This is a genomic window from Sphingobacteriaceae bacterium (assembly GCA_002319075.1).
Classification (GTDB): domain Bacteria; phylum Bacteroidota; class Bacteroidia; order B-17B0; family Aurantibacillaceae; genus Aurantibacillus.
In genome coordinates, this window is the sequence record NVQB01000001.1 from 5133714 (window position 1) to 5156283 (window position 22570).

At 41.8% G+C, this 22570-nt stretch carries 7 protein-coding genes; 5 read left to right on the forward strand and 2 right to left on the reverse strand.

Features of this window, described 5'->3' with window-relative positions; genetic code table 11:
* Positions 1-58: 58 nt before the first annotated feature.
* Complete coding sequence (gene pruA, locus CNR22_22270) at positions 59-1690, reverse strand: 1-pyrroline-5-carboxylate dehydrogenase (protein ID PBQ34385.1); 1632 nt, start codon at positions 1688-1690, stop codon at positions 59-61.
* A gap of 604 nt (positions 1691-2294) precedes the next feature.
* Between pruA and CNR22_22275 the strand changes: the two genes are divergently transcribed.
* The gene (locus CNR22_22275; GenBank protein ID PBQ34386.1) at positions 2295-4484 is read left to right on the forward strand and encodes a hypothetical protein; all 2190 of its coding nucleotides are present in this window, start codon (positions 2295-2297) and stop codon (positions 4482-4484) included.
* Between the two features lie 80 nt (positions 4485-4564).
* Complete coding sequence (locus CNR22_22280; GenBank protein PBQ34387.1) at positions 4565-4915, forward strand: hypothetical protein; 351 nt, start codon at positions 4565-4567, stop codon at positions 4913-4915.
* 10 nt (positions 4916-4925) lie between these two features.
* Here CNR22_22280 and CNR22_22285 read toward each other — a convergent pair whose 3' ends face one another.
* Positions 4926-5213 (reverse strand): hypothetical protein, encoded by a 288-nt coding sequence (locus tag CNR22_22285; GenBank protein PBQ34388.1) that lies wholly within the window; start codon positions 5211-5213, stop codon positions 4926-4928.
* 45 nt (positions 5214-5258) lie between these two features.
* Between CNR22_22285 and CNR22_22290 the strand changes: the two genes are divergently transcribed.
* The 3 genes from CNR22_22290 to CNR22_22300 all read left to right on the forward strand — a co-directional run bounded on the left by CNR22_22290 (position 5259) and on the right by CNR22_22300 (position 22570).
* The gene (locus tag CNR22_22290) at positions 5259-11789 is read left to right on the forward strand and encodes a hypothetical protein (GenBank protein PBQ34389.1); all 6531 of its coding nucleotides are present in this window, start codon (positions 5259-5261) and stop codon (positions 11787-11789) included.
* Positions 11790-12245: 456 nt separating this feature from the next.
* A complete protein-coding gene (locus CNR22_22295) occupies positions 12246-12485 on the forward strand; it encodes a hypothetical protein (GenBank protein PBQ34390.1) in 240 nt (79 codons plus the stop codon).
* Between the two features lie 146 nt (positions 12486-12631).
* Complete coding sequence (locus CNR22_22300; GenBank protein ID PBQ34391.1) at positions 12632-22570, forward strand: hypothetical protein; 9939 nt, start codon at positions 12632-12634, stop codon at positions 22568-22570.

Below are 22570 nucleotides of genomic sequence, written 5' to 3' on the forward strand. Positions count from 1 at the left end.
GAGCCAATACAATGCACTCAAAAAAAAAGAGCTTCCGTTGAGAAGCTCTTATCTGTGTTTAATCTGCCTGTAAAAAAGGATACTTATAATCTACTGGCGGTACAAAGGTTTCTTTAATGGTGCGTGGAGAAACCCAACGCAATAAATTGATTTTAGCTCCGGCTTTATCATTGGTTCCGCTACCTCTGGCTCCTCCAAAGGGTTGCTGACCAACAACAGCTCCGGTACATTTATCATTGATGTAAAAATTACCAGCAGCGTTGCTTAATTTTTTGGATGCTAATTCAATAGCGTAACGGTCTGTAGCTAATATAGCTCCAGTTAAGGCGTAAATAGATGTGCTATCAACAAGCTCTAATGTCTCTTCAAATTTATTTTCATCGTAAACGAAGATTGTTAGAACCGGACCAAACAATTCTTCGCACATGGTTACATAGTTTGGATCTTTGGTAACAATGATCGTTGGCTCAATGAACCAGCCTTTGCTCTTATCGTAATTTCCACCGGCAATAACTTCTACGTTGCTATCTTTTTTAGCAGCATCGATGTATTTTGCTAGCTTATCGAAACTCTTTTCGTCAATAACTGCGTTGATAAAGTTGGTAAAATCTTCTGTAGGTCCCATTTTCATAGACTTAAGATCAGCCAACACAAAGTCTTTTACTTCAGGCCATAAATTCGTTGGAATATAGGCACGGGAAGCGGCAGAGCATTTTTGTCCCTGGTATTCAAAAGCTCCACGCGAAATAGCTACTGCTAAAGATTTCGCTTCAGCCGATTTGTGAGCCATAATAAAATCTTTACCGCCCGTTTCGCCCACTATACGTGGATAGGACCTGTATTTATGAATGTTATTTCCGATAGTTTGCCAGATGTTTTGGAAAACTTCTGTGCTTCCGGTAAAGTGGATACCAGCAAAGTCTTTGTGGTTAAAAATCACTTCGGCCGCATCGGGACCACTAGGATAGATTAAATTGATTACACCATCCGGCACACCAGCTTTTTTGAAAACTTCCATTAATACGTTAGCGCTATAAACGGCAGTATTACTGGGTTTCCAAACTACAACGTTACCCATCATGGCACAGCTGCTTGGTAAATTTCCTGCAATGGCCGTAAAATTAAATGGTGTAAGTGCATAAACAAATCCTTCCAAAGGTCTCCATTCTAAACGGTTCCAGACTCCAGGTGAAGAAATAGGTTGTTCAGAATAAACTTCGGTCATGTACTGCACATTAAATCTCAAGAAGTCAATGATCTCACAGGCACTGTCGATCTCTGCCTGGTAAACGCTTTTACTTTGTCCCAGCATTGTAGCGGCGTTCATTTTAGCACGGTAAGGACCGGCAATTAGTTCAGCAGCTCTTAAAAAGATACTGGCGCGGTGTTCCCAGCTTAAAGCAGCCCATTTTTCTTTTGCGGCTAAAGCGGCATCAATTGCCTGCGTTACATGGTTTTTATCGCTTTTGTGAAAATGTCCAAGTACATGCTGATGATCGTGCGGCGGATAGATGCGGACGGTTACGTTGCTTTCAACCTCCTTGCCACCAATGTGCATTGGAATGTTAGTTTTTACGCTACGTAATTCTTTTAGCATAGCTTGTAATTCCTTGCGCTCCGGACTTCCAGGTGCATAATTTTTAATGGGTTCGTTAACCGCTACGGGCACTTTATAAATTCCTTTTGGCATATCTATTTATTTCGAGTTGTTTATTTATTATTTCGGGTTAGGGCCGATTTAAAAGAGTTCAAAGATACTATCTTTAGTGAAATTTTGAGGCATATTAGGAATTTTTAGTGTTGGTTTTCTAGTACAGGAAGGTTGCCGCTCCCGATAGCTATCGGGACTCGGATTTCAATCATCCAGGGTGGCGTTCACGCTGATTGCCCAGATAACACTGATCTTTGTGCCTGTGGTTGCCGCTGATTGCACCAATCTGTGCGCCTAAAATTAACGGAACTGATAACCATCGGGATCGCTTGTAGCGAACTGATGGATTTAGCAGAACTTTATGCCTAGTTTGACGCTGATCGCACACATATCGCTGATCAAAACCGCGGAAAAAAATGAAACAGATAAAATCGCCTTTGGCGATTTATTGGATTACAAAGATTTTATGAAATTTTAAAAGGTGCAAACTTTTTTCATGACGGGTCAAAAAATAATCGGCGAAATCTGTGCAATCTGTGGCAAAAAATGCCGTGTGTATTTGTTTTGTGTGTAGCTTTGTGCCGCTATTAAAAATCAGAGGACATATTACCTTCTTACACTTTTTTTTGTTCTCGCTTTTTCGGTGTTTTGCGGCACCCGCCTTTTAAATCTCAAATTTAATTACGACTTCGAAGCTTTTTTTCCCAACGAAGATGCGGAACTTGAGCATTATAACACTTACCGTAAAACTTTTGAGTACGACAATGAGTTTGTATTGGTTGCTGTGGAAAATAAGGCCGGAATTTTTCAAAAAGATTTTCTATTGCGGGTTGATAGTCTCACTAAAGAAATTGCTCAACTGAAACATGTAAAACAAGTTACCTCACCCAGCAACTTAAAAACATTATCGCTAGGTGGACTCTTTCCTGTTCAAACGCAGGTGTTACATATTGAAGATCCCACCTCGTATAAATCAGATAGCACAGCTATTTACAATTCCCCTTTTTTAATAGGCTCGTATTTTCCTAAGAACGCAGGGTCGCTGAGTTTATTTATTAAAACGGACGACATTCTCACCAAAAAACAATGTGATTACCTGGCTTCGCATTTAGAAAGTACGATAGCAAATTATCATTTTGATGAAGTGCATATGGTAGGGCGGATATTTGCGCAGAATGTTTATCTCGTCACGCTGCAAAAAGAATTCGGCATCTTTTTAATCCTTGCCTTTATTGTTGTTATTATTTTTCTGTGGTTAAGCTTTCGCTCTGTTTACGGCATTGTGGTTCCGGTTAGTATTGTTCTGATCGCTATTTTGTGGACGCTTGGCATCATGGATCTTTTTGGCAAGCCTATTGATATTATGAGTGCCATGTTGCCTACCATGATTTTTATTGCCGGAATGAGCGACGTGGTCCATTTCTTTTCCAAGTATTTTGAGGAACTGGCAAAAGGAACCGAACGCGAAAAAATTTATCCGCTTATTTTGAAAGAGGTAGGCTTCCCTACTCTGCTTACTTTGATAACCACCATTGTAGGTTTTTTATCCTTACTTTTTTCCAGTATTAAACCTATTAAAGAATTTGGTATATATACTTCTGTGGGTGTTACAGTAGCATTTGTTTTAACCTATACTCTTCTTCCGGCGCTTCTTTATTTTTTCACGCCAAAAAAATTAGTCACCGTACACGGCACTAACAACCGCACAAATAATTTATTGCGTAAGGGACTTTTCTGGATCTTCAGAAGTCAGAAAACTATTTTAGCGATAACCGCTTTGTTAATTGTTTTTTCGGTTATTGGAATCAGTAAAATAAGGGTTAACAATATTTTACTGGAAGACCTCAGTGACAAAGTAAAACTGAAACGCGATTTTAATTTCTTCGATACCAATTACAGTGGTGTTCGTCCATTCGAGCTTAATGTTGTTTTAAAGGACAAAACAAAATCTGTTTGGGATTATGAGGTGCAGAGCGAGCTTTATAAGATCGATGAATTTGTAAAAAAAGAGTACGGCGCGGGATTTATTCTTTCGCCTTCCAGTCTTGTAAAGACTATTTATGCGAATTCAGTAAATGATCCAACCGATGGATTTCCCGGCAAGGAGGATTACGAACCTATTGCAGATTATTTAAAACAGAACCGTAAGAATAAAGATATTAAACGGATCGTCAGCGTAGATGGTCTGCATACCCGAATAAGTGCCAAGATCAGCGATCAGGGAAGCCTAAGAATAAACGAGCACGATAAAAAACTAATGGCTTATATTGAAAAGAATATTCAAAAAGATCTTTTTAAGTTTGAAGTCACCGGTGCTGCCCATTTAATTGATCGTAATAATGAATATATGGTAAGCAACATGACCCAGGGTTTTGTTTTTTCCATTATTGTTATTGGCATTTTGACTTTCTTTCTTCACCGGAGTTGGCGCATGGTTTTGGTTTTTATTATCCCAAATGTTATCCCACTGATTATTATAGGAGGTATTATGGGCTTTGCAGGAATTGAGTTAAAAGCCGCCACCTCATTGGTTTTCAGTATCGCTTTTGGCATCGCTACGGACGACACTATTCATTTTATTTCGCGTCTCAAAATAGAACTTGCTTATGGTAAAAGTTTGATGTACGCTTTTAAACGTACTTATTTTGAAACAGGTAAACCCATTATTCTCACTACCTTTATTTTATTGGGAGGCTTTATGAGTTTGATGATCAGCGATTTTAACAGCACTTTTTATTTTGGATTTTTAATTTGTATTACGGTGGTAATTGCAGTGATGGCCGATATATTTTTATTGCCCGTATTGTTGTTTTTGATTTATAAGAAGAAGTAGTTTTTATCCGCTTACAATTTTTCTTATACAGTCTTTGGCTTTCGACCCAATATTTTTATTTCAACTTAGTAAATGTAAAGATGAAGACCACCGAACAAACTAAAATAGAATCGCTTATAAAGAGTTTTTTAAGCTCGGCTAATAAATTCGATGTCGAAAAAGTGCTCACACTTTTTGCTCCTGAAGCGGTTATCGATGACGTATCGGTTGGTAGTGAATTTAAAAACACCTCAGGTGTCCGAAGATATTTAGAGACTTTTTTTGTGGGTTACAAAACCAAAACAAAATTACTGTCATTAAAAGTGATTGATTCGTTACACTTTCATGCGCACGTAGATTTTACAGGAAATTTTGGCCACGAGACCGGAACTTTAAATTTTACAATCAACGCTGGTGGATTGATTACAAGGATTGATGCGGATTTGGATTGATTATTAAATTTTAGATGAGCTCTTTTGATTTTTTTTCGAATGCGCTTAAGACATAGATTCCGTTCGGTAAATTCTCTAATTGAGTATGTTTAATCTCTGACTTCTTATTCTTAGTCGCATTTATCCCCTTGCAATCAGCAACATCGTGCGTGATAACTTCTGCATTGATACAACTGGCAAGAATCGCGACATAAAACAGACCCGAATTTTTCAATCGACGCGCCTGCTTGTAAACCACTCCCTTTTTTCTAATGCCCGTGGGCCAAATCCACTTTAAAACAAAGGAAAAATTCACCATTTCGAATCTTTAATTTAACAGAAATTTTCTCTAAAAAGTCTATATTTGATCTGCTTAATAAACCCTTTTTACTTCACCCTTTATAATTTCAATATTTTGAAATCATTTTTATCTAAACTCAACGTCGTTCTTTGCTGCATACTAATCTACACAAGTTCATCCGTTTCGGCACAGACGGGCTCTTCCCTTAATTTCGATGGGTACAATACTAATGTGACCCTTCCTGACTATGCATCCTCCTGGGATCTGGGTGACGACTTCACCGTGGAAGCCTGGATAAACCCAAGCACCGTATCGGGCACGCGTCTCATTCTATATTCCGGTTTTGGCTGCCTGGCTTGCCCCTCCTGGGTTATGTCGCTTGGACCTGAATCTACCTGCGGAGGCGGTGGCACTTCTGGTCACCTCGTATTTAATGCTGCAGGCTTCGTTGTAGAATCTGATAACGTGATCTCTACAACTGGGTGGACACATGTAGCCGCTACTTACAACGGTTCAGTAATGCGCTTGTATATTAACGGGGCTTTGCAAACCTCTTCTGTTGTGGCCACCTTTACCGTAACCAACTCACAGTACAGGGTTATTGGCGGTGATCCCAGTTATTGGTTTGGCTGTTCTCCACGGTATATGTACCAGGGCGACCTGGATGAAATTAGAACCTGGAACCGCGCCCTCTGCGCTTCGGAGATTGTTAACACCATGAGTTGCGAAATTCCGACTAACAGCACAGGGCTTACGTCCAATTATCACTTTAATCAAGGAGTTGCAGCCGGTTCTAATACAGTTACAACGCTCACGGATGCCACATCCAATGCTATTCATGGTTCACTCAACGGTTTTTACCTTAATGGCACTACGGGAAACTGGGTCGGAACAAGTCCTTTCCTGTCCGGTACCAGCTGCACTATGACTTCCTTACCAGATATTAAAATTTATGGGAATGGAAATTACATTCCTTTAAATTTTGCTACACCAGCAACTAGCAATAACACCCAATTTGGAAATGTTGCACTGGGATCAACGCTATCACATTCTTTCGTTATTAAAAACAATGCTTCAGGAACGTTGAGTATAACGGCTGCAGCTATATCCGGGAGCGGTGCCTCTCACTTCTCAATTACTACACCAACTGCTTTAACTGTTGCTGGAACTTCCAGCACCTCTATTGTTGTTTCTTTTTCGCCATCAACGGTAGGAACAAAATCGGCAACGCTGACTTTAACCAGTAACGACTGTGATGAAAGTCCTTATGTTATAGCTTTGGAAGGAACAGGTACAACCCCTGCTTCTGCCCTTGATTTTGATGGGACGGATGATTTTGTGGGCGCTCCAAACTCTTCTACGCTTATGTTAACTACCGCTTTAAGTCTTGAAGCCTGGGTAAAACCAACAAACATATCCGGCGTTCAGTATGTTGTTTCGAAAGGCACGAACGATATGTTGAATGGACAGTATGGACTTGTACTGATTAATGGAATACCACAGTTTCACATGTATAATGGCAACGCTCATATAGGCGTAACCTATAACTATACAGTAGCCTCTGGAGTGTGGACTCACCTGGCAGCCACCTGGAACGGCACAATGATGAATGTTTACGTAAATGGTACTCTTAATTTATCTGGGCCTTACCAGGGAACATTATCCGCCAATACCGAATCTCTGCAAATAGGAAGGCTAACGGCGTTAGGTTATTATTACAGCGGATCGCTGGACGAAATCAGAATTTGGAATTTGGCTAGATCTGCTTGTGATATACAAGCTTACATGAATTGTGAGATACCGGGCGCGGCTACCGGACTCATTGCCAATTATCATTTTAACCAGGGATCAGCCGGCATAAATAATTCTCTGGTAACTAGTTTGAACGATGCCTCTGCCTATAACATTACGGGCACGCTAAACAACTTCAATTTAACAGGCACCAACTCTAACTGGATTTCTCCCGGTGCAGTTACGAATGGTTATACTGTAGCAGTTCCGTCTACAGCTTCGATCAGTGTAACGGGTAATTCAAATCCAATCGTTAACAACTCGACAACGGTTACCCCTCTTAATTTTACAGATTTTGGTTCTGCGGGCAGTCACACTTTTGTTATCCAGAATTCAAACACGGGTACATTGAACATTGGCGTTCCTTATTTAACGGGTGCAAATGCAGCCGAATTTTCCATTACAGGGCTACCTTCTTCCACGCTGGCAGCATCTGCCAGCAGTTCTTTTGTTGTGGCTTTTACGCCTACTGCCGGCGGAACAAGAACTGCAACTGTGCGCATTGATAACAACGACTGTAATATTCCTATTTTTAATTTTGAAATTCATGGTGCAGCACCGTTGGCTTCTGCGCTTAATTTTGATGGTATCGACGATTATATCAGCGTTCCTTTAAACGCAAATATCCCGGTAGGAAACAGTCCTTATACCATTGAAGCCAAAATAAAACCAAATTTCTTCGCTGCAGAAGGCATTATTGGCTGGGGGAATTATGGAACAACTAATCAAGTTAATGCCCTGCGTCTTGGACCGAGCGGAGCTGTATACAACTATTGGTACGCTAATGATTTAATGATCACTGCACCAACACTTACAAATGGCAGCTGGCATCATCTGGCTGCAACCTTTGATGGCACAGTACGTTCCATCTACGTAGATGGTATTCTCTATGGGCAGGATTTTCCTGCAGGTCATGCAGTACCCAATAATGCCAATATGCAAATTGGTTATACCTGTGGTTTTTGTGGCGGCGAACCCTTCAACGGAAATATAGACGAAGTGAGAGTTTGGAATATTGCCCGTTCTCAGTGTGAGATTCAAACTTACCAGGATTGTGAAATTCCTGCGGGGGCAAGCGGATTGGTTTTAAACTACCATCTCAACCAGGGGGCAGCCGGTTTAAATAACACAGCAATTACAACTGTTACCGACGCTTCTTCGAACGGTTTAAACGGCACGCTTACAAACATGAGTTTAAACAGTGCAAACTCTAACTGGGTTGTACCAGGTTCGGTTGCCAATAGTTATTCCATTACTAATGCACCTACGGCCTCTATAAGTGTTAGTGGTAATGGAAATACAATTTCCTCTAATGCGACAAGTGCGAGTACATTAAATCATACCGATTTTGGAACGGTAACTACCCGCACCTTTGTGATACAGAATTCAAACACCGGAACTTTGAATGTGGGTGCTCCATTTTTAACAGGCTTAAATGCTGGACAATTTTCAATCACCGTCTTACCTTCGCCAACCCTTTCTGCAGGAGCAACAACCTCGTTTGTTATTGCATTTACACCCACTGCAGGAGGCGTGCAAAGCGCTGTTGTGAATATTAAAAATAATGATTGTACCATTCCGACTTTTAACTTCGTCATTAATGGACACGCGCCGCCCGGAGAGGCCCTTAGCTTCGATGGAGCCGACGACTATATAAATCTGCCTTCTACTAATTTGCCTACAGGCAATTCAGATTTTACCGTGGAGTTCTGGGTGAAAATAAACTCAACACAAACCAGTCACCGCTGGATAACATATATGGGAACTCCTACCGCCGGCTCTATGGTGACAATTGGCTATGACGGAAGCAATGGCAATAAAATCAGAATTCATCATCTCGGACCTGATCTTATGGCTTCAACCGCATCCATAACTCCAAACGTATGGACGCACGTTGCAGTCAATTATAGAGGATCCAGTTATACTAATGATCTATTTATTAATGGAAGCTATATTGAAACATTAAGTTTTGGCACACCGCTCACTTTGCCTGCTGGTGGAGCTTTTCAAATAGGCACCTTCGATTCCTATAGCCAATACTGTCCTAATGTTGATCTGGACGAATTCAGGATCTGGAACCGGGCACTTTGTGAGAACGAAATTCAAAACAATATTAGTTGTGAGATTTCGTCCACAGCGCCAGGACTTATTAGCGCTTACCATTTTAACCAGGGGAATGTGAACGTAGATAATACAGCAGTAACAACCCTTACTGATGCAACAAGCAGCGCTAATACAGGGACACTTGTAAATTTCGCATCTACTTCAACAGTTTCAAATTGGGTGGCGCCGGGCGCAGTTACTACAGGATCTTCCTGTACGGTTTTTCTGAACTCAGAGATTGGTATCACAGGCAACGGATCAAGTATTTTAAATGGGTCCAGTACGCCTACCCTAAGTAACTTTACCGATTTCGGAGCCCTCTGCAGCAATACGGCTATTGTAAAAACATTTTCTATTCAAAATAGCGGCACAGGCGCTCTCACCATTAGTTCGGTGTCGATGAGCGGAACGGATGCATCTTTATTTGCTGTGGGAGCATTAAGTGCAGCATCGCCTATTGCCGCGGGATCTGGTGCGTCGTTCAATGTTACGCTAACTCCTGGAAGTAGTGGAATTAAAACTGCCACACTGAATATCACGAATAACGATTGTGATGAATCTGCTTTTACGTTCGTTATAAGTGGAACCGCTTTGGCATTGCCAACGGTTACCGCTTCTACAAGTCATTCTATCATTTGTAATACCGCCTCTACCAGTGTTTATGGTTTGGGGGCAGATACTTATACATGGACAGGTAATATTCCGGTAATTAATAATATACCTTTTAACCCTACGATTACGGCAACTTACACGGTGGCAGGCTCAAGCACATTAACAGGTTGTACCAGCACTAATCTCGCTGTTCAGATCATAACGGTAAATGCCTTACCGACAGTGACGGCAACAACCAGTAATTCCTTGATTTGTAATAGCGGCACAACCTCTTTAATTGGAACGGGTGCAGATACCTACACCTGGAATCCTTTAATAAGTAATGCTACAAGCTTTGCTCCGTCCTCAACGGCTACTTATACATTAAGTGGAACTTATACACTTACCGGCTGTACAAACACTAATCTTTCTGTACAAACTATCAGTGTAAATCCCAGCCCTACTATTAGTTTAAGCGTTATCAATCCAACACTTTGTGCAGGCAACGTGCCTACTCTTACAGCGGCTAACGCGGTCACCTACACCTGGATTCCTGGTAACTTTACAACAGCTATTATAAGCCCCACCCTTAATGCAACAACAATTTTTACGCTTAACGGAAGCAGTGCCGCTGGTTGTTTAAGTAGCAATACACTTACTCAATCCATTACGGTTTATGCCCTTCCGGTAGTAACTGCAAGCGCTTCTAACCTTGTAGTTTGCTCAGGAAATACAACGTCTGTTTTCGGAGGCGGTGCACAGTCTTATGTTTGGACTGGCGGCATTTCAAACAACACAAGCTTTTCTCCATCAGCGACCAGTGTTTACACGGTGACCGGGACAGATGCTAACGGTTGTCAGAATACCGCTATTTTAACCCTAACTGTAAACCCTACGCCTAACGTAAGCACTAATATAAGCTCCACAGTAGTATGTGCCGGAACCTCTATAACACTTTCGGGAACTGGCGCTGCAACTTACAACTGGTCAGGTGGTATTACAGATGCACAGGCTTTTGCCCCTGCCGTCACTATGGTTTATACTTTAACTGGAACCAGTGCCGCTGGTTGTACAAGTACTGCCAGCGCGCAGACTTCTGTAACGGTGAACGCCTTGCCAACTGTAACAGCAAGTGCAACAAATCCGGTGATCTGCTATGGTCAGACCAGTACTTTGAATGGTAGCGGTGCGTCTACCTATACCTGGTCAAACGGTGTAACCAATGCTATCTCATTTTCTCCAACGCTTACAAACGTTTACAGCCTCACTGGCGAAGACGCTAACGGATGCAAGAATACGGCAACTGCAACCATAACCGTTAACAACTTACCGATCGTGAATATTGTAAGTTCCAGTACCCTTCTTTGTGAAGCTGCTGAAGCTACGTTAAGCGTTAATGGAGCCTCTACCTACACCTGGAGTACAAAAGTTACTTCTTCTGAATTGGTTATTACCCCAACTGTAAGCACGACATACTCTGTAACAGGAACGGATGTTAACGGCTGTATAAACTCAACAGCCTTTACACAATCGGTATCTCCTTGCCTCGGTACACTTACTGCCATAAGTGCATTTACCAATGTAAGCTGTGGCGATAAGACTGATGGAAAAATAACCATTAACGCCAACCAGACCTATTCAAACAGCACCCTTTCTTATCACTGGTCAGCAAACATCCCATGTGCATCCATGACTTGCAGTACGCTGGAAAATTTACCGGTAGGAAACTATAGTGTGATTGTAAAAGCTACCTACACTTTGAACAACATTTTGGTGAAACAAGATTCTATTGTTATTCCCTCAATAACCATTGCGAGTGACAATGGTCCGTGTAGCCTGAAGATCTTTAATGGCATAAGCGCTAACGGTGATGGCATTAACGACACCTGGGCAATTGAAAATATCAGTGAGTTTCCAAAAAACAAGGTGATGGTATTTAATCGCTGGGGCATAAAAGTATATGAAGTAGAGGGCTATAACAATCTTGACAAAGCCTGGCCGACTGGAAAAGATCTTCAGACAAATGGATCAAACACCTACTTCTACATTATTGACCTGGGCAACGGTAGTGCTCTAATTAAAGGCTGGATAGATTTGAATGTGAATTAAATTGGTTAGTTAGAACGCTAAGGAATATTTTGCCACACCCACTATAAGTACATCATAGTTTGTAGCGGGAACTACTACTAGGGGCTATATTACTAGTAGTTCCTGAAGGCAGTTTGTAACACTTCTGTAAAGGCCTTTTAACAGCTATTGTCTCTTCCTCAAAATATCGCTTGTTGGGAGGAAACAGATGGAAAAACAGGTCTAGTTTCTATGCAGAGACATTCCAACGGTATTCTATAGTTACATCTGGACTTCTTACAGGTAGTGTGGTTAAAATTCTACCGGCGGAAATTTACTGCGTTACTATAAAAGTTACATATGCGCTAAACACATATTTGTTAAACAAGAGTCAATTGCGATTAAGCCAATTACTATTCTTAACGAGAACGGCGCTTGTAGCATAAAGATCTTTAACGGCCTAAGGCCAATAGGTATGAAGTTTACGAGACATGCCAAATTGAGAATATTACGGGCATTCTCAAAAACACAGTATTACTTTATAACCGTGGGGGTGTTAAGATTTTTGAAGCAAAAGGTTATGCTAATGTGGAAAAGTATGACCAACAGGTGCTGATTTATAACTTGCGGTTTAACCCCTATTTTTATGTAATTGACCTGGGAGACAACAGAAAGCCCATTACGGGCTGGATGGATCTGAACACAAATCAGAAGACTTGGTTTACAACTTTATCATGAATCGTTAAGTTGAAAAATGCAAGGATTTAGCCTTACTTTGTCTAAAACCTTTATATTTGTATTCCCTTGGATATTAAAATTTTAGGTCCACAAACCCGATCTTTTACTACAACAAAAAAAAGAATAGACAAACACACTTATATACCGTGAAAAACATTTACAAAACCTTGATCAGGAATTCCTTCCTTTTTATTTTATTTTTTTCATTTCATACTTCTTTTAAAGCCCAGATTGGTGAAGCTTTGAACTTCGATGGAACTAATGACCACGTTCAAATGTCTTCGTTTTCTTTTGGTACAAGCTGGACCGCCGAAGCATGGATAAGACCAACAAATTTAACCGGAAATTGGAATACTGTATTAGGACAATCCTATTACAATAACATGCAGGGCTTTGTGGTTGCTGTTCAAAATGGTTCTGTGTTTGTTGATGGTCCGCAGGGAGGGTTTATCACCACTGGTATTTCTAACGCAGTTTGGACCCATATTGCTGTAACCTTTAATAATGGAATTTATGCGTTTTACAAAAACGGGCTTATTGTTGGAACTAAGGCAGCGCCCTTCTCTAACTCATCAAACCCTTTCTATTTAGGAATCAGAACAAATAATACGAACTCGGGGCTGCTTGATCCCTACCAGGGAGACATGGACGAAGTACGTATCTGGAGTACAGCACGTTCACAATGTGAAATTCAGCAGTTTATGAATTGTGAAATAACTACAACTGCTACCGCTTTGGTGGCCAACTATCATTTCAATCAGGGACTGGCGAACAGTGTTTTAAATATACTCGCAGCTCCGTTTACGCTGTCAGATGCAACCGGCAACGGACATTCCGGCGCGGTGACTAATTTTGGTCTCAATCTTTCCGGCACTTCAAATTGGGTGGCACCCGGTGGTGTAACATCCGGTTATACGACAACAGCCTCTGCTCCAACAGCAGAAATCGATGTTAAGGGTAATGCTACTACAATAGTAGATGGCGATGTAACACCTTCTACCGGCGATTTTACAGACTTTAATGGTGTAGCCACAAGAACGTTTATTATTTACAATACAGGTTCTCAAACATTAAATGTGGCCTCGCCAGTTATTACAGGTCCTGACGCTTCATCATTTTCAGTATTTCCAGTTTCTTCAAATATACTGGCTACGTTAAGCGGAACAGCAAGCTTTATAGTGGCTTTTACTCCTACTTCTCTCGGTGTAAAAACTGCAAGCATTAATATATACAACCAGGATTGCAACGAACAATTTTATATGTTTGGTATTACAGCAACCTGTGTTGCGGGCGCAGCTTTAAGTTTTGACGGTTTGGATGATTACGTTGAAACAGGCGCTAATCTCGCCCAACTCGGTCAGGCAGATTTTACCATGGAAGCCTGGATTAAGACTACCGGGGTTTCTGAAGGAATAATTACTTACTGCGACAACGATGCTGGTTGGGAACCTGGAGAAATGAGTCTTTATCTTGACGCCTCGGGAATTCCAAATTTTGTAGGGTTTAATAACGGCTATATTACCGGTAATATTGCGGTGAACAATGGCGCCTGGCATCACCTGGCCCTTGTTTGGGACTATTCAGGATCAGGTAATTCGGGAACCGGGCATATGTATGTGGATGGTGTGGATCATACCGGAAGTATGGGATACTCTGCTAACAGTAATAACGGTGCAGGCAGCTTTAAAATCGGGAAGCAAAATTATAACAATTATACGCCGGAGGCTCCCAATAACTTTGTCGGAGAAATAGACGAAGTAAGGGTGTACGACCGTGCGCTCTGTCTTCCTGAAATTTTACACAATATGAATTGCGAAATTCTGTCGCCGGGCAGCTACCCTGATCTTAATGGCTATTATAAATTTAATCAAGGTATCGCTTTTGGTACAAATTCAACTTTTACTATTGCGGCAGACGCTGCTGTATTTAATAACCCGGGCGTTTTGACCAACTTTACACTTACCGGTGGACCGAGTTCAAATTGGAGTGCTCCCGGAGCTGTAGCAAGTGGGGTAAACTGCCCGGCATATCTGGATGCGGAAATAAATCTTAAAGGAAATACGGTTAATATAGTTAATGGAAACATGACACCTTCCACTTCTGACCATACTAATTTCGGATTTATTGGTTTAGGTTCGGTACTGAGCAGAACATTCGTTATTCAAAATACAGGCACAGCTTCTCTAACTATTTCATCTTATAATATAACAGGCGCCAACGCCACGAGTTTCACTATAACAACAAATCCAACTGCATCAGTTGTTGCCAGCGGAAGTACAGCTATAGTGGTTTCATTTTCAGCCTCTACGCTGGGTGCCCGAAATGCTCTTCTCACCATTAACAATAACGATTGTGACGAAAGTGTATATACTTTTTCAATTAGTGCAACGGGGGCAGCAGCTGCGGCCGCTTTAAACTTCGATGGCACCGGTGATGCCATAAACACAACAGATCCGGTAATTGGACTTAGCGATTTTACTATCGAAGGCTGGATTAAGCCTTCCGCAGCAGGTGGCTTCATTGTTTCTTCGCGTTTTAGTGAAGGATTTCAAACCGGTTATTGGTATACTATTGGGACTAGTAGCACGGGCATTATCGGTATGGAAATGGCGGAATGCGGAAATGGAGGAAGTAACTATGCTACTTTTAATGCTACTCATTCCATCACACCAGGTACCTGGGGTCACTACGCAGTGGTTAGATCAGGAAGTAACTACAAGCTTTACATAAACGGTAATCTCTCCACAACCTTTACTGAGACCGCATCACACAATTTTGATAATTCAACGGTAAATCCTTCAAACATTTTAAATATCGGAGGGTGGATTCAGAATAACTGTTGTTGGTACACCGGTTCGATGGATGAATTGCGTATCTGGAAGGTAGCGCGAACACAATGTGAGATCCAATCCTTCATGAATTGCGAGATTCCAACAACCGCTTCCAATCTTGTTTCCAATTATCATTTTAACCAGGGGGCTGATGCTCTCGCTAATCCTTCGATTAACAGGCTTGTTGATGCGTCTGCCAGTGCCTACACAGGAACTTTAAATGCCGGCTTTGCGTTAACAGGGTCAACGTCAAATTGGATAGCCCCCGGAGGTGTTACATCTGGTAATACAGCCTCTGTGACCTCTCTCATTGAAATAGATATTACTGGTAACGGTACCTCTATCCCTGATGGAAACGCTGCTGCATCTACAACAAATTTTACAGACTTTAATGGTGCGATGACACGTACTTTTGTGGTTCAAAATACAGTAGCCGGTGGAACTTTGCTTATTGGCACACTAAGTATTACTGGAGCCAATGCCAATCAGTTTTCGGTTACCACTTTACCATCCAGCTCTATCAGCGGTATTGGAAGTACTAGCTTTGTAGTTTCATTTATTCCTACTTCTGCCGGCGCAAAAAATGCTACCGTTAACATTGCGTCTAACGATTGTAACGAATCGCTTTATGATTTTGTAATAACGGCAACGGGTATTCCGGGAGCTGCGATGAATTTTGACGGTGTGAATGATAATATAACCGTTGCTTCCGGCATTACCTTAAACAATCAATCTTTCACTATAGAATTTTTGGCAAAAAGAACCGGCACACTAAACAATATGGTGGCAGGACTTGGTTCTATAGTAAGCAACAATAATGCTTTGCATATAGGCTTCCGTAATGCGCCGGGAAATCAATTTACATTTGCGTTTTATGGCAACGATATTAATTTTACAACAACAGCCAGTACAGATCAACAGTACCATCATTGGGCCTGTGTTTATGATGCTACGGCAACGGGCACAAACCGTTTCGTTTATCTTGACGGTATCCTGGTCGCCAGTGATCAGTCTCCAAGCGCTTTTTTGGGAACCGGGCCTTTTATCATTGGTGATGCAGGGTATGGTGGAAATTTATTTGATGGTTCTGTGGATGAATTACGTGTCTGGAGCACACCACGCTCACAGTGCGAGATTCAGGATCATATGAATTGTGAAATTCCCACAACGTCCACAGGATTAATAGCAAACTACCATTTTAATCAAGGGGTTGCAGGCGGTGCAAATGCAACCAACACTTTGCTAATTGATGCAGCAGGCACACATACAGGCACATTATCTAATTTCACATTAAGTGGCCTTAGTTCAAACTGGACAAGCCCGGGTGGAGTCATAAGCGGTTCAAATTGCCCGGCATTTACTTACCCAGATATAGCTGTGCAAGGCAGTACGATGAATATTGCAAACGGATCCACTGTTCCAAATCCAGCAGATTTTACACAATTTAATAATGCCTTTGTTGGTTCATCATCAACGCGTACTTTTGTTATTTTCAATGCAGGAACAAGCTCACTTTCCATCTCCAGTTTCAGTTTATCTGGCATCAATGCTTCTGATTTTAGTATTACCACGAATCCCGCAACTAGTATTGCTCCTTCTGCAAGTACTTCCATAGTCATTACGTTTTCACCCGCAACAATTGGTCTTAAATCAGCAACCCTCAACATTATAAGCGATGATTGCGATGAAAACCCATTTAGTTTTGCTATTCAAGCTAATGGCCTCATGGCCGCTGCTGCATTAAATTTCGACGGTGCAGACGATTATGTTGATTTAGGGAGTTCAAATACCTTAAAACCAACCACAGCCCTTACTGCCGAAACCTGGGCTTACAAGTCAAGTTGGACAGGGACATTTTCTATCCTTGGAAACCCATCTGGGGGAGGATTCTCTATTCGCACAGCTACTGCAGGCAATACTATTGGGGCATATGTATACAGAAATGGTGCATTTGGAACAGTAACATATCCACTTGCAAGTCTTAGCGTTGGCTGGCATCACTTTGCACTTACTTACGACGGACGGTATACTCATTTTTATATTGATGGTATCTTAGGAGGCGTAAACGATGCTGGCGCCAATTACCCAATAACGTATGCTGGTAACAACACCCTCCTGGGAGCAGAAGCAGGAGCGGGTGCAACCCCTCAATCTGGGTATTACTTTAATGGAGATTTAGATGAAGTGCGAATTTGGAATACAGCACGAACTCAATGTGAACTTCAAACCTACATGAATACTGAAATTACGAGTACCTTTACAGGACTTGTAGCCAATTACCATTTTAATGAAGGTCTCGTTAATTCTAACAATGCGGGATATGCTACTCTACCTGACTTTAGCGGAAGTTCTAACACAGGAACTTTAACTTCGTTTGCCTTAACCAGTACGGTGTCCAATTGGGTGATTCCGGGTGCAGTTCAATCTGGTGTATCTTCTCCAAGTATTCCTGCTTCGTCTATAACAGTTAGTGGAAATTCTAACGTCATTACAAATGGTTCTACTGGCACTTCAACCCTCAATTATACTAATTTTGGAACTTTGAGCTCTGGAACATTTGTCATTCAAAATTCAGGAAGTGGAACGTTAAATATCTCTGCACCTTATTTTACGGGAGCTAATGCTTCTGAATTTTCTGTGACAACTTTACCTTCATTATCGTTAGCTGCTTCCGCTACTACTTCTTTTGTGGTGGCCTTTACGCCTACTACCGGAGGTTTTAGAACAGCTACTTTAAATATTAATAGCAATGATTGCAATATTCCTCTTTTTAATTGCGCTATCGGTGGTACCCCTGCAGCAGCATCTGCTCTGGATTTTGATGGGACGGATGATTATGTAGCCTGCGGGAATATTTTAACTAGCTCCTATACAAAAGAAGCCTGGGTTAAACTAAACACAGTTAATATTGCCAATAACGTGATGTCCGGAGATGCCACTACTCCTCATTCATTCTGGATGCCGGGCGGAACACTGAGTGCAGCGCATAACTCAAGCCTTGCTGATGTTGCCGACACTGGTACCATGTTGCCTGGAATATGGTACCATGTCGCGGTGAGTTACGATGCACCCTCCACAACTATGAGGCTATTTAAGAATGGCGTGATGATTTCCCAAAACACAGCGGTGTCACCCCTGACTTCCGGGGGAATGGTTTACATCGGCGCTTACATGGCTGCATACAATATAAACGGCGTGATTGACGAGGCGCGGGTGTGGAATTATGCACGCACGCAATGCGAGATCCAGTCTTTTATGAATTGTGAAATACCAACCACTGCTAGTGGCCTCGTTGCAAACTATCATTTCAATCAGGGTGCTGCCGGATTAGCCAACCCTACTCAGTCGTTGCTTATTGATGCTGCCGGTACAAATAACGGCACCTTAAGTACATTTAATCTTACTGGAGCTACTTCCAATTGGGTTACTCCCGGTGGAGTTATTTCAGGATCTTTTACACCTGCTCCTCCAACCGCTTCAATTTTAATTACAGGTAATTCAAATTCCATCACTCCCGGTGCAACCACTTCCAGTACTTTAAACTTTACAGATTTTGGCGGTTCAACCACACGCACTTTTTTTATACAAAATAGTGCAACGGGCATTTTAAATATTGGCACTCCACTACTACTCGGAGCAAATGTATCTCAGTTTTCTTTGGCAAGTCAGCCTTCTCAAAGTTTAGGCACATCAGCAAGTACCTCTTTTGAAGTTGTATTCACCCCGACTTCAACAGGAGTTATTAGTGCAACAATTCTAATTCCTAACAATGACTGCGCTCATGGTGATTTCAGTTTTGTGATCACAGCCACGGCAGTAACAGGAGCAGCCCTTTCTTTTGATGGAATCGACGACTATGTTGATCTCGGAAATTCGAATATCTTAAAACCCACCGCGGCGTTAACTGCTGAAACATGGGTTTACAGCGCCACCTGGCCTGCCCTCGACCGAACGATTTTGGGTAACACAGAGAGTGCGGGGTATGGCATTTTTACAAGCGCAACTGGCGATTTACAAGGTTTGGTGAGAAGAAATTCTTCCTGGGGAACTGTGAATACTCCATTATCGGGGCTAAGCCCTGGTTGGCATCATGTAGGTCTTACCTACGATGGAAGGTATACGCGTTTGTATTTAGATGGGCTTTTAAAATCTACAGACGATGCGTTAAACAATTACAACATTGATTACATTGCCAATAATACGCTATTAGGTGGAGAAGCTTCTGCGGGGTCTTCGGCGGTGCCAACCTGGTTCTTTAACGGTAAACTGGATGAAACACGTTTTTGGAACAGGGCACTTTGCGAAGCAGAAATTCAAAATTATTTGCAGTGCGAAATTACAACAACGGCAAGTGGCCTACTGGCTAATTATCATTTTAATGAAGGAGTTGCTTCTGGTGCAAATTCAACTATTACCGCTCTTCCTGATGTATCTGGAAATGCTTTAAACGGATCTTTTATGGCTATGTCTAAGGTTGGTAGCACCTCTAATTTTATAGCACCGGGAGCCATTATATCCGGATCTTCCTGCTCTGCCTTCACTTCGTCTGAAATTGATGTAGTTGGAAATGGCGTGTCTATTATTGACGGGGCAGTAACTTCAACTATTTCCAACAGCACCGATTTTTCAACTGTTTGTGTTAGCTCCACCGTGATCAAAACTTTCACTCTGCAAAACACGGGCACAGCTGTTTTAAGCGTTACGAGTTTGAGTTTATCGGGTGCCAGTGCTTCTTCATTTAGTTTTGGCGTCATTTCGCCCGCTAGTCCTATTGCTACAAATAGTTTTGCAGTATTCTCACTTTCATTTACGCCGCAATCGGTAGGATCACACTCCGCTATCTTAACAGTTAATAATAATGACTGCGACGAAGGTGCATTTGATTTCGTTATTACTGGAACTGCAAATGCACTTCCAACAGTTTCTGCAAGTATTACAAACTCTGTTATTTGTGCAGGTAGTGCGGTAACATTAAATGGATCGGGTGCAGACACTTACACCTGGACACCAACAGTGAGCAATGGAGTCTCTTTTATTCCGGCTGCCAGCCAGGTTTATACACTCACAGGAACTTATACGTTAACAGGATGCACCAACACGAATATTGCAACACAGTCGCTTATTGTAAATGCTATCCCGACAGTAGCAATTTCTGCTCCGCTTACAACAATTTGTTCTGGAACAAATGTGACACTTACAGCATCAGGTGCGGGCACCGGCGGAACTTACACATGGACACCAGCATCCAATGCTACAACTCTTATTGTTTCTCCACTATCCAGCACGACTTATAGTCTTGCCGGAACAAGCACAGCAGGTTGCACAAGTACAAATAGTATCAGTCAGCTCATTACAGTAAATACAACGCCTACTATTTCAGCAACGTCTGTAAATACTGCTATTTGTAATACATTTTCAACGACCATATCTGTAAACGGCGCTACAACCTATTCATGGTTTCCTGGAAGTTTAAGTGGCGGAACTATTACTGTTTCTCCCTCTACAAACACCACCTACACTGCCGTTGGTTATGGAGCAACAGGTTGTATAAGCTCGAATTCAATTACACTCACGGTGACGGTTAATAGTTTACCTGTAGTTACAGCAACTGCAAGTAATCCTGTTATTTGCAACACGGGAAGTACCTCTCTTATTGGAGGTGGCGCAGATACTTATACCTGGAATCCCACTGCAGTAAACGGTCAAATCTTTACACCGCCTGCTGGAACAACAGCTTACACGGTTACAGGAACCAACACTTTAACTGGATGTACGAGTGCAAATCTGGCTGTACAAAGTGTAACGGTTGACGTAGTGCCGACAGTATCTATTAGCACTACTAATTCAGTGATTTGCAACGGAACTACAGCAACGCTTACTGCTTCGGGAGCTGCGACCTATACGTGGAATCCAGGAAATTTCGTTGGATCCGTCTTCAATCCTACACCATCGATACTCACTACTTATTCAGTTGTTGGAACAAGTTCTGCCGGTTGCACAAGTACTAATCTGGCCGTACAATCTGTAAGCGTAAACGCATTACCAACTGTAAGTGCTTCTATTTCAAACTCTGTTGTTTGTGCGGGTGAAGCAATCACAGTAAATGGTTCAGGAGCTTCCACCTATTCATGGAATAACGGAGTTGTTGATGGAGTAGCCTTTACTCCAGCTTCCACAGGTTCTTATTCGGTAGCAGGAACTAACAGCGCAGGTTGTACTAGTACGAATGTTGCTCTTGTTTCGGTAACTGTAAATACTTTGCCAGCTCTGTCTGTTTCAGTTACAAACTCTGTGATATGTCTGGGTGGTCAGAGTACGCTTAACGGAAGCGGCGCTCTCACTTACACCTGGAGTAATGGAGTCGTAAACGGTACCGCCTTCTCACCCACTACAACGGCACAATATACTTTAACGGCAACCGACAATAACGGTTGCTCTGCTGAAGCTTTAAGTACAATAACGGTTAATAACTTGCCGCTGCTAACTGTGGTAAGTTCAGCGAGTGTGAGTTGCGAAGCGCAATCGGTAACACTTACTGTAAACGGAGCTGCCTCTTATACATGGAGTACTTCAGAAAACGGAGCATCTGTTGTAATTACGCCTACAGTTACCACTGCCTATAGTATAACTGCTATCGATGCAAATGCCTGTACAAATACCGTTTCGTATACACAGTCGGTAACGCCTTGTCCTGGCACCTTTACGGCAACAATCGACAAAACGGATATAAGTTGTTTAGGAAAAGATAATGGCGCTATAGTAGTTACAGCAGTGAGTTCGTATTCAAATCCCGTTTATAGCTATCACTGGAATTCTTCAACGCTGTGTTCTGCAAACAACTGCGACACGCTTAAAAATTTACCTTCGGGAACTTATTACCTGACCGTAAAAATCACTTATACCGTAAATAAAACCTTAATAAAACAAGATTCATTGGTTATGGCCCCAATCGTGTTAACTGATCTTAATGGTCCTTGTGACGTGAAAGTATTTTCCGGCCTCTCTCCAAATGACGACGGTGTAAATGACGTGATGGCTATTGAGAATATTGAGGAGTTTCCGAATAATAACGTTACGGTTTATAACCGCTGGGGTGTAGAAGTTTTTAAAATAAAAGGCTACAATAACCTTGATAAAGCATTTCCAGTGAGAGATGAAATTAAAAACTTACCTTCGAATACCTATTTCTATATCATAGATCTTGGTGATGGCAGTAAAGTTATTAAAGGTTGGATAGAGCTAATCAAGAATTAA